Genomic DNA, 22,957 nt, shown 5'->3' with positions numbered 1-22,957 from the left:
ACCCGACCCTGACGACCCGACGCTGACGACCAGCGCGGAGCAGCACCAGAGGCGTCCCGGCCACGGCCGGGGCGCCTCTCGCCGTCTCAGGCCCGGCGCTGCCGGCGCTCGCGCTGCAGCTCGGTGCGGTACGCGTGCGCGTCGACCTGGATCGTGTGCCGCTTCGAGGCGACGTACCGCTTGCGCAGAGCCGTGTCGTACGCCGCGATCTGCGCGCGCATCTCGGGCGCCGTCGGCAGCGTCACCTCGCCGGTGATCAGCTCGGCCACCCAGTGCGCCTGCTCCTCGGCGAGCGGCATCACCGCACCGAGGGGCTGGATCAACCCGATGAAGTACAGCCCCGGATGGGCCGGGTCGACGACCCGTCGGTAGAGGTCGACGTGGTTGTCCTCGGCGCGGACCACGCGGTCGTCGAGGAACGGGAAGCTCACCCGGTAGCCGGTGCAGTAGACGACGACGTCGGCCTCCACCGCGCTGCCGTCGGTGAAGAAGACCTTGGCCCCCTCGAAGCGGTCGATGCTGGGCTTGACCGTGATGTCGCCGTGCCCGAGCCGGGTCAGCAGGTCGTCGCTGATCGTCGGGTGCGCCTCGAGGACGTCGTGGTCCGGCTCCGGCAGGCCGTAGTCGGTCATCCGGCCGACCGCGAGCCGCAGCATCGCCTTCATGCCGAGCTTCTGCAGCGGGAAGGGGCCGCGGGCCAGGGGCGAGCTGGTGAGGTGGTCGGTCGGCACGCCGAAGAGGTACTTCGGCAGCACGTGCGCGCCGCGGCGCATGGCCAGGTAGGTCTCGTCGGCCAGCCGTGAGGACTCGACCGCGATGTCGGTGGCGGAGTTGCCGATGCCGAGCACCACCACCCGCCTCCCCTCGAGGACGTCGGGGGTGCGGTAGTAGTGCGCGTGCAGCTGCGTCCCCGGGAACTCCTCGCTGCCGGGGAACGACGGCTCGGGCCAGCGTGGGTCCCAGTGGTGCCCGTTGGCGACCAGCACGTGCTCGTAGTGCCGGGTCACCGCCTCGCGCGGCTCGTCCAGCGGGCGGACGGTGACGTCGTACCCGCCCCCGGGCACCGGCGCCACCTTCACGACCTCGGTGCGGAAGGTGATCCGCTCCCGCAGCCCGAAGCGGTCGACGAAGTCGTCGAAGTAGTCCGCGATCTGCCAGTGGCTGGGGTAGTCGGGCAGCGTCTCCGGCATCGGGTGGGCGGCGAACTCCATCGCCGACCGCGAGGTGTTGATGTGCAGCGACCGGTAGGCCGAGCTCACCCCGTTGTCGTTGTCGTAGCGCCAGTTGCCGCCGACGCCGGAGCCCATCTCGAAGCAGTCGAAGTCGATGCCCTTGGCGGCCAGCACCTGGGCCGCGGTGATGCCGGAGGACCCCGCCCCGATGATGCAGGCACGTCCGCCCGTCTCGAAGTCGTCCGCCCGTGCGTCCATGCGGCGACACTACGCGAGACTCTGGGCCATGAGCAGAGCGTCGAGGAAGACCATCCTGATCACCGGAGCCTCGTCCGGGCTGGGCGCCGAGATGGCCCGCCAGTTCGCCGCGGGCGGGCACGACCTGGCGCTCTGCGCCCGCCGTCTCGACCGGCTCGAGGCGCTCCGCGACGAGATCGTCGCGGCCTCCCCCGGCTGCCATGTGGCGGTCCGCGCCCTCGACGTCAACGACGCCGACCAGGTCTTCGAGGTCTTCCGCGCCTTCCGTGACGACGTCGCTGGGGACGGCCCCGATCGCGGACGGAGCATCGACCGCGTCGTCGTCAACGCGGGCCTGGGGAAGGGTGCACCGCTGGGCACCGGCGGGTACGCCGCCAACCGGGAGACCGCGATGACGAACTTCGTCGGGGCGCTGACCCAGTCGGAGGCGGCGATGGAGATCTTCCGCGCGCAGGGCGCGGGCCACTTCGTGATGATCTCGTCGATGTCGGCCATGCGCGGGCTGCCCAGGTCGATGACGACGTACGCCGCCACGAAGGCCGGCGTCGCCCACCTCGCCGAGGGGCTGCGCAACGAGCTCCACGGCACGCCGATCAAGGTGACCGTCATCTATCCCGGCTACATCGCCTCGGAGATGAACGAGCACGTCGCCCAGCGGACCCCGCTGATGGTCAGCACCGAGAAGGGCGTGAAGGCGATCGTCGACGCGATCGAGAAGGAGAAGCCGCACGCGTGTGTGCCGCCGATTCCGTGGGCACCCCTGTCGGTCCTGATGAGGCACGCACCGCTGCCGGTGTTCAAGAAGCTCATGTGAGTCGCTGCTCGACGAAGTCCTGCAGGGCCGCCCGGGCGCGGGCGATCGGCAGCGCGTCCTCGGGCAACGACATGGCGAATCGCAACCCCTCCACGACGGCGACCAGCTGGTCGAGATCGCACTCGCCCAGGTCGGGCAGCGTCCTGCGCAACCGGGCGCGTTCCCCCTCGCGGAGCGCCGTCAGCGCCCGGGCGACGTCGGCATGCCCACGGGCGATCGCGGCCAGCGCGAAGTCGAAGGCCTGGTCGCTGACCTCGATGGGGGTCTGGGCCAGGAGCTCGACGATGCTGGCACGGTCGTGGACACGCGTCGCCCACGACTCACGGTGCGCGACCCAGCGCCAGGTCGCCGTACCCCACAGCTGCGCACCGCTGCCGAAGTGCTGGATGACCCCGGCCGGGCTGATGCCTGCGTGGTTCGCCACGGCGCGCAGCGACGGGCCGGTGACCCCGCGGGCCACGACCAGGTCGTACATGGCTCCGAGGAGCGAGTCGAGGCGGTCCATCAACCACACGTTCCGAGGCATGGCTCAAGCGCAACACAGGTCGTCGGTCTCCGCCCGGCTCTCTCCACAGGCAGGCGGGGGCCGGATCCGGACAGGTACCACTCGCGCTTTGAACGAACGTTTGTTCAAAGCAGGAGGGGTTGTCCCGTGGCTGGGTGGGGCGGCCGGTGACGCACCGGTCACCGGTAGGTCAGGTGCTCGCCCTCGAGGTGCGGGTGCTCGTTGAACGTGAGCAGCCTCGGGCCGGTGGAGCCCACGACCACACGGGTCACCGAGGAGTTCACGGTGACCGTGTTGAACCGGCCCCACAGCCGGGCCAGCGTGGTCGGGTCCTCGGCGGCGGGGTCGACCAGCGCGGCGCAGGCCGCGGCGATCGGTCCTCCCGAGCTCACCGCCACGGCGGTCCTGCCGGGACCGACCGCCGCGCAGGCACGCTTCAGCGCGCCGCGCACCCGGGCCACGAATCGGGCCCAGGACTCGGTGTAGTCGGCGTCGTGCTGCCCTCCGGTCCACCGGGCGGTGGCCTCCTCGAACAGCCGCTGGAACTCGCGCCGGTCGACTCCTTGCATGCCGGCAGCCCCGGTCGGTACGTCGCTGCGCGAGGCCACCAGTGCCGCGACGACACCGAGGTGGTCGAACTCGTTCCAGCCGGGGTCGACCTCGATCGGTGCGTCCCACCCGGCGCCGGCGAGCATCCCCTCGGCGGTCTCCCGGTGCCGGCGCATGTCCCCGCGCCAGAGGACGTCCGGCACGACCTTGCGCTCGGCCAGCCAGGATCCCAGGAGTCGGCTCTGCTCCCAGCCGGTCTCGGAGAGGACGTCGTAGTCGTCCGCCCCGAACGATGCCTGGCCGTGACGCACCAGCAGCAGGACCCCCATCAGGAGTCCCCTCCGGCCAGGATCCGGCGGCACCGCGTCTCGAGGTAGCCCACGGCCGGGCCGAACACGGCGTACGCCTCGTTGGTGGTCTGCCGGTGGTGGTAGCGGTACCAGATCTGCTGGGCGATCACGGCCAGCCGGAACAGCCCGAAGACCTCGTAGAAGCGCCACCGCTCGGGCGTCATCTCGAAGCCCATCCGGCCGCAGTAGTGCTCGACGACCCGAGCCCGGGTCCACATGCCCGGCTCGGTGGTGGGCTGGCGGCGGAACATCTGGAAGAACTCGTCGTCCCCGGCCTCGACCCAGTAGGCGAGCATCCCGCCGAGGTCCATGAGCGGGTCGCCGACCGTCGCCATCTCCCAGTCGAGCACGCCGACCACGTGCAGCCGGTCGTCGAGCACCATGTTGTCGAACCGGAAGTCGTTGTGGATCAGGCACTGCGCCACGTCGGAGGGCTGGTGCTGCTCGAGCCACGCGATGATGTCCGACCAGTCGCCGGTGTCGTCGGTGCGCGCCTTGGCGAAACGGTCGATCCAGCCGGAGACCTGACGGCCGACGTACCCCTCACCGCGACCGAGCCGGGCCAGCTCCGGGTGCGCCCCGACGTCGACGGAGTGCAGGTCGACGAGCACGTCGAGCGCGCGCTCGCACAGCGCGGACGCCTCGTCCTCGCCCAGCGGGCGGGGCAGGTCGCGGCGCAGGATCGTGCCCTCGAGCTTCTCCATCACGTAGAACTCCGAGCCGATCACCGACTCGTCGGTGCAGTGGCCGACCATGCGTGGCACGTACGGGAAGACCGGCGCCAGGGCCGACTGGATGCGGAACTCGCGGCCCATGTCGTGGGCGCTGGCGGCCTTCACCCCGGCCGGCGGCCGGCGCAGGATCAGGTCGCGCTCCGGGTAGCCGAGCAGGTACGTCAGGTTCGACGCCCCGCCCGGGAACTGCCGCACCTGCGGGGTGCCCTCGAGCTCGTCGCGGAACTCCTTCGCGTTCTCCCGCAGCCAGCCCGCCACCGCCTCGACGTCGAAGGCGTCCTCGTCACGGACCTGCTGGGCCGGGTTCCCCTCGTCGGTCACTCCACACCTCTCTCCAGCTTGGCCGCCTGCGCACGCATGACGGCGTCGTACGCCGGCCGGTCGCCCTGCTTGAGCGCCCAGGCGTCACGGGCCGGCTGGTCGGGCACGATGACCTCGTCGCCGCGGTCCAGCCCCTCGAGCACGGCCGCCGCGATGTCGTCGGCGGTGAGCGGCGACCGCTCGACCAGCTTCGCCATCACTGCGCCGAGCGCGGCGTCCTCACCCCGCAGCGAGGACATCAGGTTGGTGCGGAAGTAGGACGGGCAGACGACGTGGGCGGTCACGCCGTACGCCGCGAGCTCGTGGCCGGCGGTCTCGGTGAGGGCGACGACGGCCGCCTTCACGGCGTTGTAGGACGCCATGCCGGCGGGGTGGACGAGTCCCGCGAGCGAGGCCACGTTGACGATCGTGCCCGAGCGCTGGCGCTTGAGCAGCGGCACGAACGTCCGCAGCCCGCGGACCGTCCCGAACAGGTTGACGTCGGTGATCCACTCCCACTCCGCGATCGTGGCCACGTCGAGGCGTCCGCCGCCGGCGACGCCCGCGTTGTTCACGAGGACGTCCAGCCCGCCCCAGGTGTCCTCGACGTGCGCGAGCGCGGCGGCCCAGTCCTCCTCGGAGGTGATGTCCAGCCTCAGGTCGCCGCCGGCCACGTCGGTCCGCAGCACCTCGTCCCCGCGCGCCTCGAAGGCGTTCGCGAGCGCGGCGCCGAGACCGGACGCGGCACCGGTGACCAGCACCCTGCTCCCGCGGCTCACCGGGTTGCGCCGTACTTGCCGAGCTCGAGCCGGGCGATGACGCCGCGGTGCACCTCGTCGGGGCCGTCGGCCAGGCGCAGGGCGCGGGCCGCGGTCCAGGCGCCGGCCAGCGGGAAGTCCGAGGACAGGCCGCCGCCACCGTGCAGCTGCATGGCCATGTCGATGACCCGCTGCGCCATGCTCGGCACCGCCACCTTGATCTGCGCGACCTCCGAGAGCGCGTTCAGCGGCCCGCCCACGTCGAGCTTCCACGCCGCGTCGAGGACCAGCAGGCGCGCGGAGCTGATGGCGATCCGGGCCTCGGCGATCCGCTCGCGGTTGCCTCCCAGGTTGGCCAGCGGCTTGCCGAAGGCGGTGCGTTCGAGCGACCGCCGGCAGGCCAGCTCCAGCGCCATCTCGGCGAGGCCGATCAGCCGCATGCAGTGGTGGACCCGGCCGGGACCGAGGCGGCCCTGGGCGATCGCGAACGCCTCCCCCGGGCCGCTGATCACGTTCGCCAGCGAGAGGCGGACGTCGGTGAAGCTCAACTCCCCGTGACCCAGCGGCTCGTCCTGGATCCCCATCGTGTCGAGCATCCGGACCACCTCGACCCCCGGGGCGTCGCGCGGGACGAGCACCATCGAGTGCCGGTGGTGGCGGTCTGCACCCTGCAGATTCTCCGGGAGATCGGACAGCCCCATGAACACCAGGACCTTGCAGTCCGGGTGGCCGATCCCGGTCGACCACCACTTGCGGCCGTTGACGACCACCTCGTCGCCGTCGACGACGGCGGTCGCCTCCATGTTGGTGGCGTCGGAGGAGGCCACGTCGGGCTCGGTCATCGTGAACGCGGAGCGGATCCGGCCGTCGAGCAGGGGCTCGAGCCACTCCCGCTTCTGGTCCTCCGAGCCGTAGCGCAGCAGCACCTCCATGTTGCCGGTGTCCGGTGCATTGCAGTTGAAGACGAGGGGGGCGATCGCCGAGCGGCCCATCGCCTCCGCCACGGGGGCGTAGTCGACGTTGGTCAGCCCCTCGCCGCCGTCGGTGCCGAACCGGGCGGCGTACTCCCCGGCGTGCTCCTTCGGCAGGAAGAGGTTCCACAGCCCCTGCGCGCGCGCCTTGGCCTTGAGCTCCTCGAGCACGGGGAGCGGCTGCCAGGGGTCGCCGGAGCGGCGCAGCGCGGCGAGGTCGCGGTGGTAGCCGGGCTCGACCGGATCGATCTCCTCGGCGATGAACGCGGTCACGCGGGCGGTCAGGTCGGCGGCCCGTGCGGACGGAGCGAAGTCCATGCCGGGCACCCTAGCCGGGGCCCGTGCGCCGCCCGGGGCCCGTCCGGCCACCGTCGCGGGCCGCGCATTTCCCCCGAACGCGCCATGGACGCGGGTCCGGGGCCGACCTAGCGTCGAAGTCGGACTCGGGTCGCCTCAACCCGGGGGCGGCCCGCCGAGAGGAGGTCTGCCGTGTTCATCCAGATCATCCAGGGCAGGTGCACGAAGCCCGACGAGCTGCGGGCGATGGCGCAGCAGTGGGCAGACGAGCTCGGCCCGACCGCCGACGGCTGGCTCGGCGGCACCTACGGCTTCACCGACGACGACATGTTCATCGGCGTCGTCCGCTTCGAGTCCCGCGAGGCCGCGATGCGCAACTCCGAACGGCCCGAGCAGACGGCGTGGTCGGAGCGGATGACGCGGCTGATGGACGGCCCGGTCGAGTTCCACGACTGCGACGACGTGACCCTGATGATGGACGGCGGCTCGGACACCGCCGGGTTCGTGCAGGTGATCCGCGGCAAGGTCACCGACCCCGACCGGCTCAAGGCGATGATGGCCGACACGACGCAGCTGCACGAGATGCGCCCGGAGATCATCGGCGGCACCCTCGCGATCGAGCCGGACGGCACGTTCACCGAGACGATCGCGTTCACCGACGAGGCCAGCGCCCGAGCCGGCGAGCAGGTCCCGCCGCCCCCGGAGGTGATGGCCGAGCTCGAGTACGCGATGCAGGGCGCGACCTTCTACGACCTGCACCACCCCTGGTTCCAGACCCACCGCTGACCTGTCCGGACCCGAGGGCCCCCGTGGAACCCACGGTGGGCCCTCGCGGGTCGTCTGCAGTGACAGGCGACCAAGGAGGTCCGCGATGGCAGACAAGGAAACGTTGGCCCTGGGCCGCGCAGCCCCCGGCCGACCCACGAGCCCGGGCCTCGCCGAGGTCTTCGCGCTGTCGTACCGACGGCTGGTGGTCCAGCTCTACGGCGTGGTCGGCGACCTCGCCGAGGCCGAGGACCTCGTCCAGGAGTCGTTCGTCCGGGCCTCGGCCGCGGGCGCCCGGTTCCGCCGGGTCGACAACCCCGAGGCCTGGCTGCGGCGAACGGCGATCAACCTGCACCGCAACCGGTGGCGCAAGCTGCGGAACTTCGGGCGGGTCCGGCCGCGCCTCGAGGCGTCACCCCCCGACCCACCCGGGCTGGAGGAGCACCTCGCCGTGATCGAGGCGCTCCGTCGGCTGCCCCAGTCGCAGCGGGAGGTGCTCGCCCTGCACTACCTCGCCGACCAGCCGGTGGCCGAGGTCGCAGCCCTGCTGAGGGTGCCCGAGGGAACCGTCAAGACCCGCTTGATGCGCGGCCGCGAGGCGCTGGCGGTGCTGCTGTCGGAGGAGGCCCTGACGGAGGAGACCGCGCAGGTGGAGGAGGATGGCCATGAGTGAGCTGGAGCTGAGGGAGTTCGCGTCCCGCGCTGAGGAGCTCGTGCCCCTCCCCGACCTCGCCGAGCTCGAGCACCGGGGGCGTGACCTCCACCGCCGCCGCGTCGCGGCCGGTACGGCGCTCGCCGCTGTCGTGCTCGCCGCCGCAGGCATGGTGGCGATCCGAGACGACGCGCCGCGGTCCGTCGAGCCGATCAAGCCGCCGGACTCCACGGGCGCCCAGCCCTACCCGGGCGCGGTGATGGAGACCCTGGACCGGGGCACCTACACGATGGACATCTCCTCGGACCCGCTGTTCCCCGTGGCCCGCGTGACGCTGCCACGCGGCTGGAACGCGTGGCAGGGTCCCAACCGCTTCGAGGAGCGCGACGGCGGGCAGTCGGAGGACGAGTCCCTCGGGGAGCTGGAGTGGTACGTCGGGGTCCTGGTCGTGGACGTCGATGCCGTCAGCTCACGCCTGTGCGTGCCTCCGCAGATCGATGACGAGGTGGGCCCGACGGCGGCGTCGCTGGTCCGGGCGATCCGGGGCATCCCCGGCTTCCGGGTCCTCGTCGACACCGTGCCGGACTCGATGTTCGGGCACCCGGCGACGCACCTGCGACTGGTCACGACCCCGGCCCTGGGTGACTGCGACACGAATCTCTTCGACACCACCGCCAACGGGGTCGTCGGCGGGTTCGCGGACACCGAGGACGTCTGGGTGGTCGACGTGGCCGGGGACCCGGTCCTCGTCGACTCGCAGCGGTCCGACGGAACACCGCCCCGGATCCAGCGGCAGCTGGAGGAGGTCGTCGAGTCGATCGAGTTCCACCCCTCCGAGCCGGCCACCGACGACTGACCCGGACGCACGTCGAGTCGGCGCAAGCGCGACGAGCTTGCGCCGACTCGACGTGTCCTGCCGACGAGCTCGCGCCGACTCGACCCTGGGTCAGGCGGGGAAGGACTCGCCCTTCTCGGCCATGGACCGCAGGTACGCCGTCGGCCGGAACCGGTCGCCGTACCTCTCGGCGAGCTGGTCGGCCCGGGCCACGAACGCGGCCAGCCCGATCGGGGCGGTGCTGTCCTCGGGATCCTGGTAGCCGGTCATGAACTGCGCCGCGCCGCCGGTGTTCGGCGGGAAGCCGATGCCCATGATCGAGCCGATGTTGGCCGCCGCCGCCGAGGTGATCACGCCCTCCTCGAAGCACTTCGCCGTCTCGAGGGCCTCCGCGAACAGCATCCGGTCCTTGACGTCGCGGAACGGCACGGCCTCCGGGTCGACCGGGAACGTGTCGGTCAGGCCCTTCCACAGCCCCAGCCGCGTGCCGGACTCGTCGTACTCGTAGAAGCCCGCACCCTTGAGCCGCGACGGTCGACCGAGGTCGATCATCGTGTCGATGACCTTCTCGGCGGGGTGCGGCTCGTAGGTCCCACCGGCGGCCTCGACGGCGTTGCGGGTGGCGGTGCTGATCTTCTTGAACAGCTCCATGTTCAGCTCGTCGCTCAGCTGCAGGACGCCGACCGGGTAGCCGTCCTGGGTGGTGGCCCGCTCCAGCGACACCGGGTGCACGCCCTCGGCGAGCATGGCCAGCCCCTCGTTGACCATCGTGCCGATCACCCGCGAGGTGTAGAAGCCGCGGCTGTCGTTGACGACGATCGGGGTCTTGCGGATCTGCTGGACGACGTCGTACGCCTTGGCCAGCGCCTCGTCGGAGGTCTCCGCCCCGCGGATGATCTCGACCAGCGGCATCTTGTCGACGGGCGAGAAGAAGTGCAGGCCGATGAAGTTCTTGATCCTGGGGCCACCCGGCCGGTCCACGCCGGTGGCCAGCTCGGTGATCGGCAGCGTCGAGGTGTTGGAGCACAGCAGCGCGTCGGGGTTCACGTGCTCGGCGATCTCGGCGAAGACCTTGGCCTTGAGGGCCGGGTCCTCGAAGACGGCCTCGATCACCAGGTCGCAGCCGGCGAGGTCGGCCGGGTCGGCGGTCGCGGTGATGCGGCCGAGCAGCTCGGCCTGCTTCTCCTCCGTCGAGCGGCCGCGGGCGATCGCCTTGTCCAGCAGCTTCTCGCTGTAGGCCTTGCCCTTCTCGGCGTTCTCGACCGTGACGTCCTTGAGGACGACCTCCATCCCGGCCCGGGCGCAGGAGTAGGCGATGCCGGCGCCCATCATCCCCGCGCCGAGCACACCGACCTTGACGGCCTTGTACGGCGGGATGCCGTCGGGTCGCAGCGAGCCGGAGCTGATCGCCTGCAGGTCGAAGAAGAACGCCTGGATCATGTTCTTCGAGCCCTGGTTGACGACCAGGTTGGTCAGGTAGCGCGACTCGATCCGCGAGGCGGTGTCGAAGTCGACCTGGGCGCCCTCGACGGCCGCGGACAGGATCGCCCGCTGTGCGGGGTAGACGGCACCCTTGGTCTGCTGGCGCAGCAGCGCCGGGAACGCCGGCAGGAAGGCGGCCAGCTTGGGGTTGCTGGGCGTGCCGCCCGGCATCTTGTAGCCCGGCTGGTCCCAGGGGTTCAGCGCGGCGTCGGGGTTGGCCCTGATCCACGCCTTCGCGGCAGGCACCAGCTCCTCGCGGGTGGCGACCAGCTCGTCGACGAGGCCCTTCTCCAGCGCCTGCGCCGGCTTGAAACGCGTCCCCTGCAGCAGCACGTCCATGAGCGCGGACTGGATGCCGAGCATCCGCACCGTGCGGGTCACCCCGCCGCCACCCGGCAGCAGGCCGAGCGTGGCCTCCGGGAGGCCGAGCTGGGCCTTGTCGTCGTCCACGACGACGCGGTGGTTGGCGGCCAGGCAGATCTCCAGGCCACCCCCGAGCGCGGCCCCGTTGACGGCCGCGACGACCGGACGGGGGAACAGCTCGAGACGGCGCAGCGCGGCCTTGACGCTCTCCCCGGCCGCGAACACGTCGGCGGCGTCGTCCGGGGTCGCCCGGACCATGCTCTTGAGGTTGCCGCCGGCGAAGAAGGTCTTCTTCGCGCTGGCGATCACGACGCCGGTGACGCTCTTCTCGTCGGCTGCGAGCTCGTCGTACAGCCGGTCGACGGCGGCCTGCATCGAGGAGATGTAGAGCTCGTTCATGGTGTTGGCGCTGGCGGTCGGGTCGTCGAGGGTGAGGGTGACGATGCCGTCGGCGTCCTTGTCGTAGCGCACCGCGCTCTTGGCGTCGGTCGAGACCACGTCAGTCATGTGTCTTCAGTCCTTCTCTGGGTCGGTGGTCCGGCGCTCAGACGAGCTCGACGATCGTGGCGATGCCCATGCCGCCGCCGACGCAGAGCGTGGCGAGGCCACGGCGCAGGTCGCGCCGCTGGAGCTCGTCGACGAGGGTGCCGAGGATCATCGCGCCGGTCGCGCCCAGCGGGTGGCCCATCGCGATCGCGCCGCCGTTGACGTTGGTGATCTCGTGGCTGATCCCCATGTCCTGCATGAATCGCATCGCCACCGCGGCGAAGGCCTCGTTGATCTCGAACAGGTCGATGTCCTCGACCTCGAGCCCCGCCTTGGCGAGCGCCTTGCGCGCGGCCGGGGCGGGGCCGGTGAGCATGATCGTCGGGTCGGCGCCCGAGACGGCGGTCGCGAGGATCCGCGCCCGCGGGGTCAGCCCGAGGTCCGTGCCGACCTGCTCGGTGCCGATCGCCATGATCGCGGCGCCGTCGACGATGCCCGAGGAGTTGCCGGCGTGGTGGACGTGGTCGATCCGCTCGACCCAGTGGTACTTCTCCAGCGCCACGTCGTCGAAGCCGGCCTGGGCGCCGATGTCGGCGAACGACGGCTTGAGCGCCGCGAGGCCCTCGGGGCTGGTGTCGGGGCGGACCAGCTCGTCGTGGTCGAGCACGGTGAGCCCGTTCAGGTCCTTGACCGGGACGATCGAGTTGGCGAAGTAGCCGTTGGCCCAGGCCTTGGCGGCCCGGTGGTGGGACTCGGCGGCGTACGCGTCGACGTCGCCGCGGCCCCAGCCGCCGAGCGTCGCGATCAGGTCGGCGCCGATGCCCTGCGGCACGAAGCCGGTCTTCAGCGCGGTGTCGGGGTCCATCGCCCAGGCGCCGCCGTCGGAGCCCATCGGCACCCGGCTCATCGACTCCACGCCACCGGCGAGGATCAGGTCCTCGAAGCCCCCGCGGACCCGCGAGGCGGCCTGGTTGACGGCCTCGAGGCCCGAGGCGCAGAAGCGGTTGAGCTGCACGCCGGCCACGGTCTCGGGGTAGCCCGCCTTCAGCGCCGCGGTCTTGGCGATGTCACCGCCCTGGTCACCCACCGGGGAGACCACGCCGAGCACGACGTCGTCGATCCGCTCGGGGTCGAGCCCGGGGTTGCGCACCTTGATCTCGTCGAGGAGCCCGACCACGAGGTCGACCGGCTTGACCTCGTGCAGCGAGCCGACCTTCTTGCCCTTGCCGCGCGGCGTACGAACGTGGTCGTACACGAATGCTTCTGCCATGACCGTCCTTGTCATCCGATGAGACCTCGATTGTGACACTATTGCTGTCATGGTCAAGGCGGCCCGCGATGTGGCCCGGCTCACCCACGAAGGAGCGGCATGACCGACACCCTGGACTCCGCACGCGACACCGCACGCGAGCTGCTGACCCTCGACGAGCTGACCAGCCGCGTCGGCATGAGCGTGCGCAACGTGCGCTTCTACACGACCAAGGGGCTGGTGCCCCCGCCGATCCGGCGCGGCCGGTCCGGCTACTACAACGCCGACCACGTCGCCCGGCTCGAGCTGGTCCAGGAGCTGCAGAGCCACGGGTTCACGCTGTCGGCGATCGAGAAGTACGTCGCGAACATCCCCCGTGACGCCACGCCCGAGGACATCGCGCTGCAGCGCACGATGCTGGCGCCGTGGCAGCACGAGTCGCCCATCGAGATGACCCGGGCCGACCTGGACAAGCGGGCCGGGCGCACGCTGAGCGACGAGGACCTGACCACGCTCGCGGCGCTCGGCGTCGTCTTCCCCGCGCGGCGCGGCAAGCACCAGGTGGCGGTCTCGCAGCTGTCGGTGGGCCTGGGCCTGCTCGACCTCGGCTTCCCGACGGAGGCGGCGCTGGCGGCCGCCGACGTCTACGCCAAGCACGGCCGGCAGATCGCCGAGGAGCTCTACGAGGTCTTCCGCACCAAGGCGTGGCCGGTCTACAAGGAGTCCGGCACCTCACCCGAGCGGGTGCGTGAGGTGGTCGAGCGGCTCAAGCCGCTGTCGATCGCCAGCCTGGTGCAGGCCTACGAGAGCGCCATGGACGAGACCAAGCGCGAGGGCATCGCCCAGCGGGCGCGCCGCTCCCCCGCCGGTTCGCGGGACCGTTCCTAGGACCTGTTCCTAGGGTGGGGTCATGAGCGCACCCCTGGACCACCCGACCGTCCTGGTCACCGGAGCGACCGGCTTCATCGGCAGGCGCCTGGTGCCCGAGCTGGTCGAGCGCGGGCTGGACGTGCGGGCGATGACCCGGCGGCCCCAGGAGTACGACGGTCCGGGGAAGCCGGTCGGCGCGGACGTGGAGGACCGGGCGTCGCTCAGCGACGCGCTCGAGGGTGCCGACGTCGCCGTCTACCTCGTGCACTCCCTGGACCATCCCGACTTCGAGCGCAAGGACGCCGAGGCCGCCCGCACGTTCGGCCGGGCCGCCGCCGCGGCCGGTGTGCAGCAGATCGTCTACATGGGCGGCCTGGGCGCCGAGGACGGCGACCTCTCGGCCCACCTGCGCTCCCGCCGCGAGGTGGAGAACCTGCTCGGCGAGGCGGGCGTGCCGGTGACGGTGCTGCGCGCCGCCATCGTGGTCGGCGCCGGCGGGATCTCGTGGGAGCTGACCCGCCAGCTGGTGAAGAACCTGCCCGCGATGGTCGTGCCGAAGTGGGTCTCCACGCGCACCCAGCCGGTCGCGCTGGACGACGTGATCCGCTACCTCGCCGGCGTCATCGGCCGCCCCGAGGCCTACGGCCGGGTGTACGAGATCGGCGGGCCGGAGGAGATGACCTACCTCGAGATGCTGCAGGTCGCCGCGGAGATCTCGGCCGGGCACCGGGTCCCGATCGTCCGGGTGCCGGTGCTGACGCCCAAGCTGTCGTCGTACTGGCTCTCGTTCGTGACCGACGTCGACGTGACCACGGCGCGCAACCTCATCGACTCGATGGGCACCGAGGTGGTCGTCACCGACCACTCGATCCGCGAGATCGTGCCGGGCGAGCCGATCCCGTACGCCGAGGCGGTGCGCCGCGCGATCGAGGACCGCGGCCGCACCGGGGAGTGATCCGTCGGCTCAGCCGAAGAGCCAGGGCAGCAGGAACAGCATCGACACCGACCAGGTGACGTGGGTCAGGATCGGCCCGAGGATCCCGCCGGAGGCCCGGCGCTGCAGCCCCACCAGGACCCCGAGCAGCACCGCCGCGAAGGCGAGCATCACGTTGCCGGTCGCGAGCGTGGCCAGCGTGTAGGCCAGCGTGGTGACCGGCACCGGGTAGCGCGGCGTCGCCGCGTAGGCCGCGCCGCGGAAGAACAGCTCCTCCGCGATCCCGTTCACCGCGGTGATCAGCACCAGCAGCGGCCAGGCGCCCTCGTTGGCGTGGTCGAGCACCGAGCGCACCTGCTCCTCGAGGAAGGACACCTGCCGGACGAGCAGGCCGCCGACGAGGAAGACGCCGACCAGCACCAGCCCGAGCAGGACCGGGGTGATCACCGGTCGCCGGAGCCCGGTGGAGTGCGAGATCCGGCCCAGGTGCAGCGGCCCCGAGGCGAACGCCCCGACGGTCCACACCCCGGCCAGCACCAGCGTCGCGGGGTAGAACCACGGGCTCCCGGGCTCGATGCGCAGCGAGAAGCCCAGCACCAGGCCTCCGAGGACCACGAAGGCGATGGTCACCACCTGGCGACGCCGCAGGGCCTGCGGCGTCTCCCAGTGGTCACGCGGGACGACGTCCCACAGCGCTCGCTGCAACCAGGTCCGCACGACTCACCCCTTCCGCCGCGACTGTACGGGGGCGGGTGAGACGGCGGACCGGTCGGTCAGCGGCGCCCGGTGCTGAAGGAGGCCGCGCTGTGGCGGGACTGGCCGCCCGACGACGGGCCGCCGGACCGGCGGCGCGAGCCGCCCGAGCCGCCGGCGGCGCCGCCGGAGCCCTGCTTCGCACCCTGCTTCGGGCCCTGCTTGGCGCCCTGCGCGGACCGCTGGCCCGAGCCGGACGTCTGCGGGGACGACCCGGCGCCGCGCGAGCCCTGGCCACCGCGGCTGCGGCGGGAGCGGTTGCGGCCGCCGCCGGGCCGGCTGCCGGTGCTGTTGCCGGTGCCGTTCGACCGGCCGCTGCCCGGCGCCGGGGCCGGGGTCTCGACGACGAGGCCGCCGGGCACGGTGACCCGCTCACCGGGGGCCAGCTCGGCGAGGACCGGGTGGGTCGCACCGTTGATCCTGGTGGTGGTGGGCTTGATGCCGGCCGCGCGGGTGAGGTCACGGACGTCGCGCACCTGGTCGTCGGTCATCAGCGTGATGACGGTGCCCGCGGCACCGGCGCGCGCCGTACGCCCCGAGCGGTGCAGGTAGGCCTTGTGCTCGACCGGCGGGTCGGCGTGGACGACCAGCGCCACGTCGTCGACGTGGATGCCGCGGGCGGCGATGTCGGTCGCGACGAGCGTGGTGGCCCTGCCGGAGTGGAACGCGTCCATGTTGCGGGTGCGGGCGTTCTGGCTCAGGTTGCCGTGCAGCTCGACGGTCGGCACGCCGCTCTTGTTCAGCTGGCGGGTCAGCGCCTTGGCGCCGTGCTTCGTACGGGTGAAGACCACGGTCCGGCCCGGGGCGCTGGTCAGGTCGACCAGGACCGGCACCCGGTGCTCGCGGGCGAGGTGGAGGACGTGGTGGTCCATCGCGGCGACCGGCGACTGCGCCGAGTCGGCCTCGTGGGTGACCGGCGAGGTCAGGAACCGCTTGACCAGCACGTCGATGGCCTTGTCGAGCGTGGCCGAGAACAGCAGCCGCTGGCCCTGCTGGGGGGTCTGGTCGAGCAGCCGGCGCACCGCGGGCAGGAAGCCGAGGTCGGCCATGTGGTCGGCCTCGTCGAGCACGGTGATCTCGATCGAGCCGAGGGTGCAGTGACCCTGGCCGATCAGGTCCTCGAGCCGGCCGGGGCAGGCGATCACGATGTCGACACCGCGGCGCAGGCCCTGGACCTGCGGGTTCTGCCCGACACCGCCGAAGACGGTGCGGGTGGTCAGGCCGGCGGCCGCGGCCAGGGGCTCGAGCGACTCCTGGATCTGGCCGACCAGCTCGCGGGTCGGCGCCAGGATCAGGGCGCGCGGGGCCTTCGGGCGGGCCGGGCGGCCGGAGGCGACCAGGCGGGCCACCATCGGCAGCAGGAACGCGTAGGTCTTGCCCGAGCCCGTGCGGCCGCGGCCCAGCACGTCGCGGCCCGCGAGGGAGTCCGGCAGCGTGGCCGACTGGATGGGGGTCGGGGTGGTGATGCCGCGCTCGGTGAGGACCGCGACGAGGTTGCCGGGCACGCCCAGCTCGGAGAAGGACAGGGTGGACTGCGGAGAGGACAAGAGGGGGTTCACTCACTGTTGGCGTGTCTCGCCAAGCTGCTCCCGTCGGCGACGGGAGCGAAGTAGCAGGCCTCACGAGGAGGGGCGCGGCGCCTGCGTCCACGAGTGGAGCGGGTCGGCCGGCGCGGAAGCCCGAGGCAAGACGGAACGGGCTGCTGACCCCAGTCTAGGTCAGCAGCCCGTGGCCACCTATTCGCGGCGCGTCGCCGCACAGGTGGGTGCTACTTGGTCAGCCCGTCCTTGACGTTCTTGGCGGCGTCCTTGACGTGCTCGCCCGCCTGCTTGACCGACGCGCTGGTCTGGTCGGCCTTGCCCTCGGCCTCGAGGCTCTCGTCGTTCGTGGCCTTGCCGGTGGCCTCCTTGGCCTTGCCGCCGAGGTCCTCGGCCTTGTTGCCCGCCTTGTCGCTGAAGCTCATGTGTTCCTCCGTCACGAGTCGCGCGACCGATGCCGCGCGTGGCACCCGGTCCGTGCCCAGCGGGCGCTCACGCAAACCTCAGCACGCCGTCGTCGAGCGCCGCGTGACGCAGCGACCGGACGTCGTACAGGTAGTTCTGGCGCAGCTTCCACGGCTCGCGGTCGCCCTGCTTGGGGAGCCGGTCCAGCGCGCGCAGGACGTAGCCGGAGCTGAAGGTCAGCAGCCGCTCCTCGCCGACCTCGGGGTCGCGCGGCGCGACGACGGTGCGGGTGCCGGTGCGGTCGAGGTGGGCCAGGAGACGGCACACGTAGTCGGCGACCAGGTCGGCCTTCAGCGTCCAGGAGTTGTTGGTGTAGCCGATGGTGAAGGCGAAGTTCGGCACGTCGCTGAGCATCAGCGTGCGGTAGGTCATGGTCTCGGCGACGTCGACCTTGCGTCCGTCGACCTCGAGGTCGATCCCGCCCATCGGCCGCAGGTTGAGCCCGGTGGCGGTGACGATGACGTCGGCCTCGAGCTCCTCGCCGGACCGCAGCAGGATGCCCTTCTCGGTGAACGTCTCGACGTGGTCGGTGACCACCGAGGCGGTGCCGTTGCGCAGCGCCCTGAACAGGTCGCCGTCGGGCACGAAGCAGAGCCGCTGGTCCCAGGGGTTGTACGCCGGGTTGAAGTGCACGTCGACGTCGACGCCGGGCGGGAGCTGCTCGGCGGTCGCCCTGCGCACCAGCTTCCTGGCGAGGTCGGGCCGGCGCTGCGCGACGGTGAAGCTCAGCACCGCCAGCAGGATCGCCTTCCAGCGCACCACCGGGAAGGTGAGCCTGGTGGGCAGCCTCTCGAGCCGCCGGGCGAGCGGGTCCCGGCCGGGCCGGGAGAGGACGTACGACGGCGAGCGCTGCAGCATCGTGACGTGCTCGGCCTCCCCTGCCATCGCGGGGACCAGCGTGACCGCGGTCGCGCCGCTGCCGATCACGACGACCCGCTTGCCCGTGTGGTCGAGGTCCTCGGGCCAGGCCTGCGGGTGCACGATCTCGCCGGTGAACCGCTCGGCACCGGGGAACTCCGGGGAGTAGCCCTGCTCGTAGTCGTAGTAGCCGGCGCAGGCGTAGAGGAAGCTCGTGGTCAGCGTGGTCGGCCCCTCGTCGGTGTCGACCTCGACGGTCCACCGGGCGGAGCCGGAGTCCCAGGAGGCCCGGCGCACCGTGTGGTGGTAGCGCACCAGCTCGTCGACGGCGTACTCCTCGGCGACCGTGCGGACGTAGTCGAGGATCGAGGCCCCGTCGGCCAGCGCCTGGTCGCCGGGCCAGGGCCGCCAGCGGTAGCCGAAGGTGAACATGTCGGAGTCGGACCGGATGCCGGGGTAGCGGAAGAGGTCCCACGTGCCGCCGCTGGCGCCCCGGCTCTCGAGGATCGCGACGCTGCGGCCCGGGTGCTCGGTGCGCAGCCGGCAGGCCGCGCCGATGCCGGAGAGGCCGGCACCGACGACCAGCACGTCCACGTGCTCGGGGGTCCCGCCCTCCTGCGTGCTCATGGCACGCAACCTACTGGGGTCTCACCAGCCCGGCCCGCGGCGCCTCAGGCCTGGGCGGCGACGGCGGCGGCCACGCGCTCGCGGAAGACCCGCCACCGGCGCTCGTTGCCGTGGACGAGCTCGGCGGAGTCGCTGAGGAGGTCCGCCGCGTGGTCGACCATCTCGGCGGCGGAGTAGAGCAGCCCGACCGACACCCGTCCGGCGGCGAGGTCGGCACGCAGCGCCGGGGCCGAGAAGTCGACGCGGTCGAGGATGTCGGCGGCCCGGTCGAGCACCCGACCGGCGAGGGCGCTCATCTCGGCCGCCTGCCAGTCGTTGGCGATGATCCGGTGCCGCTCCCCCAGCACGTCGGCGAGGCCGGCGACCCCGAGCACGGCCGAGGCGACGTCCCAGGACGCCCCCATCGCGGTGGCCAGCCACTCCCCGATCTCGCGCTGGTCCTGCGCCGCGGTGCGCAGGTCGCGGACCAGGTGGGCGATCTCGGTCGGCGGGGCGCCACCCTCCATGAAGAGCACCCCGTCGAGCTGCAGGGCGCCGTCGCTGTTGAGCTCCACGGCGCCCTCGTAGGGACTCAGCGCCGCGCGCCCCGGCGGAGAAGCAGCGGCCCAGGTGTCCGCGAGCGCCTGGAGGCTGCGCGCGTGCCGCTGGAGCACCACGGCGAACTCGCGCGGCGAGGACCCGTAGAACTTCTCGTGCTCGCGGTGGTACTTCGTCAGGTTCAGCATCGCCTCGAGGAGCTGGACGTCCACGTCCCCCGGAGCCTCGGTGTCATCCATCCCTCCACCCTGCGTCCGCACCTGCGCCTGGGTCAGGGTCCAAGGACCCGGCGGCGCTCAGCGCGCGTGGAGCTCCACGAAGCGGGCGATCAGCCGCGGCGGCTCGGTGATCACCGCGGTGCGGGCCAGGGCCATCAGCTCCTCGGCCCGGGGCGGGTCGAAGTACCCGTGGTGGCGGTAGGCGTCGATGCGCAGGCAGATGCCCTCGACGTCGAGCTCGGGGTGGAACTGCGTGGCGTAGACGTTGCTGCCCAGGCGGAACGCCTGCACCGGGCAGGTGGCCGAGGAGGCGAGCAGCGTCGCGTCCGCCGGCAGCCGGGTCACGGCCTCCTTGTGCCCGAGGTACGCCGAGAAGGACCCGGGCATCCCGTCGAAGAGCGGGTCCGCCCGGCCGGCCTCGGTCAGGGCGATGTCGACCGCGCCGATCGGCTCGCCGTACGTCCTGTCGACCAGCCCGCCGTGCAGGGAGCCGAGGGTGCCGACGCCGTAGCAGGCGCCGAGGAACGGGAAGTCCTCCTCGACGACCCGCAGGGCCAGACCGCGGAGCTCGGCCTCGACCCGGTGCTGGGTGGCGGACTTGGCCTCCGGCGGGTCGCTGATGTTGAACGGTCCCCCGCCCAGCACGATCCCCGACCAGGCGTCGAGGTCGACCTGGCCGAGCTCGTCGCGCTCCAGCCGTACGCGTCGTACGTCGTGCTCGTCGAGGCCCGCGCACGCCAGCACCGCGGCGTACTCGTTGTCGGCGACGTCGTCCTCGGCGCGGGTGCCGAGGAAGAGGAACGGTCTCACCGTCCCATTGTCGACTGCCGGCTCAGGCCTGGACGGCGGCGCCCTGCTCGATGAGACCGTCGACGTCCTCGATGCCCCACGCGGTCAGCGCCGCGCGGGTGTCGCAGCCCGCCTCGGGGGTGGGCGGCGTCGTGAGCGTGGCCCGGGTGCGGGAGAAGCGCGGCGCGGGGCTCGGCTGGAGCAGCCCGTCGCGCACGACGTAGGTCTCCCGCGCCTTCAGGTGCGGGTGCTCGGCGGCCTCGCTGATCGGGATGATGCCGGCGACGCAGGCGTCGGTGCCCTCGAAGAGCTCGACCCACTCGGCCTGGGTGCGGGTCCGGAACCGCGCGGCGATGAGGGCGCGGAGCTCGTCGCTGCGCGCCGGGTCGAAGCGGTCGGGTGCCTCCTCCCCGATGCCGAGCAGCTCGACGAAGAGGTCGTAGAACTGCGGCTCCAGCGCACCCACCGACATGTGCCGGCCGTCGGCGGTCTCGTAGAGGTCGTAGTACGGCGCCCCGCCGTCGAGGAGGTTCGCGGCGCGCTCCTCCTTGTAGCCGCCGGCCGCGAGGAAGGCGGCGGTCATCGCGTTGAGGTGGGCGGTGCCGTCCACGATCGCCGCGTCGACGACCTGCCCCTCTCCGCTGACGCGGGCCTCGAGGAGGGCGGCGAGCAGGCCGATGACGAGGTACGTCGACCCGCCGCCGAAGTCGCCCACGAGATTGGTCGGGAAGTGCGGCCGGTCCTTGTCCTGGCCCAGCCCGTGCAGGGCGCCCGCGACCGAGATGTAGTTCATGTCGTGGCCGGCGGCCTGCGCCAGCGGCCCGTCCTGGCCCCACCCGGTCATCCGGCCGTAGACCAGGCGCGGGTTGACCGCGCGGCAGTCCTCGGGGCCGAGGCCGAGCCGCTCCGCGACCCCGGGCCGCATCCCCTCGACGAGCAGGTCCGCGTCCCTGACCAGCTCGAGCACCGTGGCGATCGCCTCGGGGCGCTTGAGGTCCAGGGCCACGCTGGGCCGGCCCCGGTTGAGCAGGTTGTGCGGGCCGCCGGCCAGGAACTGCCCGCCCGGCCGCTCGACGCGGATCACGTCGGCCCCCAGGTCGGCGAGGATCATGCAGGCGTGCGGCCCCGGGCCGATGCCGGCGATCTCGACGACCTTGACGCCCCTGAGCGGTCCTGTCCCCTGGCCGAGTGCGTAGCTCATGGGGGCGATCATGACATTGGTGCTGTCACGGTGGTGGCCCGTCCGGGAGTGGGCGCTGCCGTGGGCGGTGAGCTGGACACCGTTCACGCCCGGAGATCGGTGGCCTGGTCACCGCCCGCACCCGGTCGCTGCCCCCGGCGGTGAGCTGGACACCGTTCACGCCCTGAGATCGGTGGCCTGGTCACCGCCCGCACCCGGTCGCTGCCGCCGGCGGTGAGCTGGACACCGTTCACGCCCGAAGAACCGTGGCTGACTCACCGCCCGCACCCGGTCGCTGCCGCCGGCGGTGAGCTGGACACCGTTCACGCCCCAAGAACCGTGGCCTGGTCACCGCCGACGTGGCGGCCAGCGCCCGTGCACAACGCACGTCGCGGAGCTGGTCGTCCACAACCGTCCGCGACGCCACTGACGTCTGTCTCCGCCGGCCGGTGCCATCGGCGCATGAGATCTGTTCCCGAGGCCCTGAGGGCCGGCCCCTTCACCCGCCCGGAGGCACTTGCAGCCGGCGTCACGCCGCGGATGCTCGACGGCAAACGGTTCGTCCGGATCCACCAGAAGGTCTGGCGCCACCGCGACCACGAGATGACGGAGGCCGACTGGGTCGAGGCGGCCCGGCTCGCCCTTCCTGACTCCGCGTACCTGACCGGCCTCAGCCGTCTGCAGCAGCTGGGACTGGACTTCGGGCCGCGGCGGCCGTTGCACTTCGTGGTCGAGGGCGACCATCACCTTGCCATCGACGGCGTCTTCCTCCATCGCACCAAGCAGCTCGCCCCGACCGACGAGGTCGGCGTGAACCCCGCCGGTGCGTTCATCGCCTACGTCGCCCGGGCGAGGGTGATCGACGCGATCAAGGTCGGGGACTGGCTGCTGCACCACGGCTACATGACCATCGACGACCTGCACACGTTGGCGCTCTCGGCCCTCTGGCGGGACGGAGCCCACGAGGCGGTGTGGATCCTCGACTACCTCGACGAGCGCTCGCGTTCCCTGAAGGAGTCGGAGATGCGGGCAGTGCTGGAGTTTTCCGACCTGCCGGCACCCGACGTGAACGTGCCGGTGCCGGTGGGTGAGGACGTGACCGTCATCGGCGACCTGGTCTACACGCGCTGGCGGACCGTGGTCGAGTACGAAGGAGCGCAGCACCAGGAGGACCGGGAACAGTACGTCGCCGACCTCGGCCGCTACGCGTTGATGCGCGGCGCCCAGGTCACGTACGTGCAGGTCACGCGCGAGAAGCTCGCCCGCGCCCGCACGACGGTGGGCGAGGTCTTCCGGGCACTCGTGGCCAACGGGTACGACGGGCCCCCGCCGGTGTTCGGCGAGAAGTGGCGGCTCCTGTTCGCCCAGGTGTCCGATGCCGTGGGCCCCAAGAACCGCCGGGCGGCGAGCTGACCACCGTTCCCGCCACGCAAACCATGGCTGACTCACCGCCAACCCCAGCGCCCGCGAACGGGCGGTGAGCTGACCACCGTCCCCGCCACGCAAACCGTGGCTGACTCACCGCCAACCCCAGCGCCCGCCCCCGGGCGGTGAGCTGACCACCGTCCCCGCCACGCAAACCGTGGCTGACTCACCGCCAGCCCCAGCCCCAGCGCCCGCCCCCGGGCGGTGAGCAGACCACCGTTCC

Annotated in this window: 22 protein-coding genes; 7 read left to right on the top strand and 15 right to left on the bottom strand. The window is 72.1% G+C overall.

Annotation, left to right across the window (positions count from 1 at the left end):
- Positions 1 to 86: 86 nt before the first annotated feature.
- On the bottom strand, positions 87 to 1,430 hold the full coding sequence (locus ACFO9I_RS16310; RefSeq protein WP_379182684.1) for a flavin-containing monooxygenase: 1,344 nt from the start codon (positions 1,428 to 1,430) through the stop codon (positions 87 to 89).
- A 28-nt stretch (positions 1,431 to 1,458) separates the two neighbouring features.
- Between ACFO9I_RS16310 and ACFO9I_RS16305 the strand changes: the two genes are divergently transcribed.
- Positions 1,459 to 2,244: an SDR family oxidoreductase gene (locus tag ACFO9I_RS16305; protein WP_379182682.1), complete on the top strand. Its 786-nt coding sequence runs from the start codon at positions 1,459 to 1,461 to the stop codon at positions 2,242 to 2,244.
- Here the strand turns inward: ACFO9I_RS16305 and ACFO9I_RS16300 are convergent.
- The 5 genes from ACFO9I_RS16300 to ACFO9I_RS16280 all read right to left on the bottom strand — a co-directional run bounded on the left by ACFO9I_RS16300 (position 2,237) and on the right by ACFO9I_RS16280 (position 6,729).
- Positions 2,237 to 2,770 carry a hypothetical protein gene (locus tag ACFO9I_RS16300; protein ID WP_379182680.1) on the bottom strand — a complete coding sequence of 178 codons (534 nt, stop codon included), beginning with the start codon at positions 2,768 to 2,770 and terminating at the stop codon, positions 2,237 to 2,239. The two genes, ACFO9I_RS16305 and ACFO9I_RS16300, sit on opposite strands and share 8 nt — an antisense overlap.
- 158 nt (positions 2,771 to 2,928) lie before the next feature.
- On the bottom strand, positions 2,929 to 3,627 hold the full coding sequence (locus ACFO9I_RS16295; RefSeq protein WP_379182678.1) for a histidine phosphatase family protein: 699 nt from the start codon (positions 3,625 to 3,627) through the stop codon (positions 2,929 to 2,931).
- Entirely contained in the window at positions 3,627 to 4,703 is a 1,077-nt protein-coding gene (locus tag ACFO9I_RS16290) for a phosphotransferase family protein (protein ID WP_379182676.1), read from the bottom strand. Before ACFO9I_RS16290 ends, ACFO9I_RS16295 begins: the two co-directional genes overlap by 1 nt.
- Entirely contained in the window at positions 4,700 to 5,461 is a 762-nt protein-coding gene (locus tag ACFO9I_RS16285) for an SDR family NAD(P)-dependent oxidoreductase (RefSeq protein WP_379182674.1), read from the bottom strand. The genes ACFO9I_RS16290 and ACFO9I_RS16285 overlap by 4 nt, the downstream gene beginning before the upstream one ends.
- On the bottom strand, positions 5,458 to 6,729 hold the full coding sequence (locus tag ACFO9I_RS16280) for an acyl-CoA dehydrogenase family protein (RefSeq protein WP_379182672.1): 1,272 nt from the start codon (positions 6,727 to 6,729) through the stop codon (positions 5,458 to 5,460). The genes ACFO9I_RS16285 and ACFO9I_RS16280 overlap by 4 nt, the downstream gene beginning before the upstream one ends.
- Before the next feature lie 171 nt (positions 6,730 to 6,900).
- On the opposite strand from ACFO9I_RS16280, the gene ACFO9I_RS16275 reads away from it, so the two are divergent.
- The 3 genes from ACFO9I_RS16275 (at position 6,901) to ACFO9I_RS16265 (ending at position 8,981) form a co-directional block, all read left to right on the top strand.
- Positions 6,901 to 7,494, top strand: coding sequence for a hypothetical protein (locus ACFO9I_RS16275; RefSeq protein ID WP_379182670.1), 594 nt, complete (start codon positions 6,901 to 6,903; stop codon positions 7,492 to 7,494).
- Positions 7,495 to 7,579: 85 nt separating this feature from the next.
- Positions 7,580 to 8,146, top strand: coding sequence for an RNA polymerase sigma factor (locus ACFO9I_RS16270; RefSeq protein ID WP_379182668.1), 567 nt, complete (start codon positions 7,580 to 7,582; stop codon positions 8,144 to 8,146).
- Positions 8,139 to 8,981: a hypothetical protein gene (locus ACFO9I_RS16265; protein ID WP_379182666.1), complete on the top strand. Its 843-nt coding sequence runs from the start codon at positions 8,139 to 8,141 to the stop codon at positions 8,979 to 8,981. Before ACFO9I_RS16270 ends, ACFO9I_RS16265 begins: the two co-directional genes overlap by 8 nt.
- Positions 8,982 to 9,071: 90 nt before the next feature.
- Here the strand turns inward: ACFO9I_RS16265 and ACFO9I_RS16260 are convergent, their stop codons facing one another.
- The gene (locus tag ACFO9I_RS16260) at positions 9,072 to 11,312 is read right to left on the bottom strand and encodes a 3-hydroxyacyl-CoA dehydrogenase NAD-binding domain-containing protein (protein ID WP_379182664.1); all 2,241 of its coding nucleotides are present in this window, start codon (positions 11,310 to 11,312) and stop codon (positions 9,072 to 9,074) included.
- 37 nt (positions 11,313 to 11,349) lie between these two features.
- Positions 11,350 to 12,561, bottom strand: coding sequence for an acetyl-CoA C-acetyltransferase (locus ACFO9I_RS16255; protein ID WP_379182662.1), 1,212 nt, complete (start codon positions 12,559 to 12,561; stop codon positions 11,350 to 11,352).
- Positions 12,562 to 12,660: 99 nt separating this feature from the next.
- Here ACFO9I_RS16255 and ACFO9I_RS16250 point away from each other — a divergent pair, with 99 nt between their 5' ends.
- Positions 12,661 to 13,428 carry a MerR family transcriptional regulator gene (locus tag ACFO9I_RS16250; RefSeq protein WP_379182660.1) on the top strand — a complete coding sequence of 256 codons (768 nt, stop codon included), beginning with the start codon at positions 12,661 to 12,663 and terminating at the stop codon, positions 13,426 to 13,428.
- Between the two features lie 22 nt (positions 13,429 to 13,450).
- Positions 13,451 to 14,365 carry an NAD(P)H-binding protein gene (locus ACFO9I_RS16245; RefSeq protein ID WP_379182658.1) on the top strand — a complete coding sequence of 305 codons (915 nt, stop codon included), beginning with the start codon at positions 13,451 to 13,453 and terminating at the stop codon, positions 14,363 to 14,365.
- A 9-nt stretch (positions 14,366 to 14,374) separates the two neighbouring features.
- Here the strand turns inward: ACFO9I_RS16245 and ACFO9I_RS16240 are convergent, their stop codons facing one another.
- The 7 genes from ACFO9I_RS16240 to ACFO9I_RS16210 form a co-directional block, all read right to left on the bottom strand.
- Positions 14,375 to 15,061, bottom strand: a complete 687-nt coding sequence (locus tag ACFO9I_RS16240) for a type II CAAX prenyl endopeptidase Rce1 family protein (RefSeq protein ID WP_379182656.1) — start codon at positions 15,059 to 15,061, stop codon at positions 14,375 to 14,377.
- A gap of 56 nt (positions 15,062 to 15,117) precedes the next feature.
- Entirely contained in the window at positions 15,118 to 16,644 is a 1,527-nt protein-coding gene (locus ACFO9I_RS16235) for a DEAD/DEAH box helicase (protein ID WP_379182654.1), read from the bottom strand.
- A 221-nt stretch (positions 16,645 to 16,865) separates the two neighbouring features.
- Positions 16,866 to 17,060 (bottom strand): CsbD family protein, encoded by a 195-nt coding sequence (locus ACFO9I_RS16230; protein WP_379182652.1) that lies wholly within the window; start codon positions 17,058 to 17,060, stop codon positions 16,866 to 16,868.
- 67 nt (positions 17,061 to 17,127) lie between these two features.
- Positions 17,128 to 18,585 (bottom strand): flavin-containing monooxygenase, encoded by a 1,458-nt coding sequence (locus ACFO9I_RS16225; protein ID WP_379182650.1) that lies wholly within the window; start codon positions 18,583 to 18,585, stop codon positions 17,128 to 17,130.
- A 44-nt stretch (positions 18,586 to 18,629) separates the two neighbouring features.
- Positions 18,630 to 19,361, bottom strand: a complete 732-nt coding sequence (locus ACFO9I_RS16220) for a hypothetical protein (protein WP_379182648.1) — start codon at positions 19,359 to 19,361, stop codon at positions 18,630 to 18,632.
- A 57-nt stretch (positions 19,362 to 19,418) separates the two neighbouring features.
- Positions 19,419 to 20,150 (bottom strand): glutamine amidotransferase, encoded by a 732-nt coding sequence (locus ACFO9I_RS16215; protein ID WP_379182646.1) that lies wholly within the window; start codon positions 20,148 to 20,150, stop codon positions 19,419 to 19,421.
- A 22-nt stretch (positions 20,151 to 20,172) separates the two neighbouring features.
- A complete protein-coding gene (locus ACFO9I_RS16210; RefSeq protein ID WP_379182644.1) occupies positions 20,173 to 21,330 on the bottom strand; it encodes a CaiB/BaiF CoA transferase family protein in 1,158 nt (385 codons plus the stop codon).
- A gap of 441 nt (positions 21,331 to 21,771) precedes the next feature.
- Here ACFO9I_RS16210 and ACFO9I_RS16205 point away from each other — a divergent pair, with 441 nt between their 5' ends.
- Entirely contained in the window at positions 21,772 to 22,722 is a 951-nt protein-coding gene (locus ACFO9I_RS16205) for a hypothetical protein (protein ID WP_379182642.1), read from the top strand.
- Positions 22,723 to 22,957: the final 235 nt, after the last annotated feature.

The sequence above is a fragment of the Nocardioides sp. GCM10023255 genome, from assembly GCF_042653125.1.
Lineage (GTDB): Bacteria > Actinomycetota > Actinomycetes > Propionibacteriales > Nocardioidaceae > Nocardioides.
Note: the sequence above shows the minus strand (reverse complement) of the source record. Positions and strands in the feature narration are given on the sequence as shown.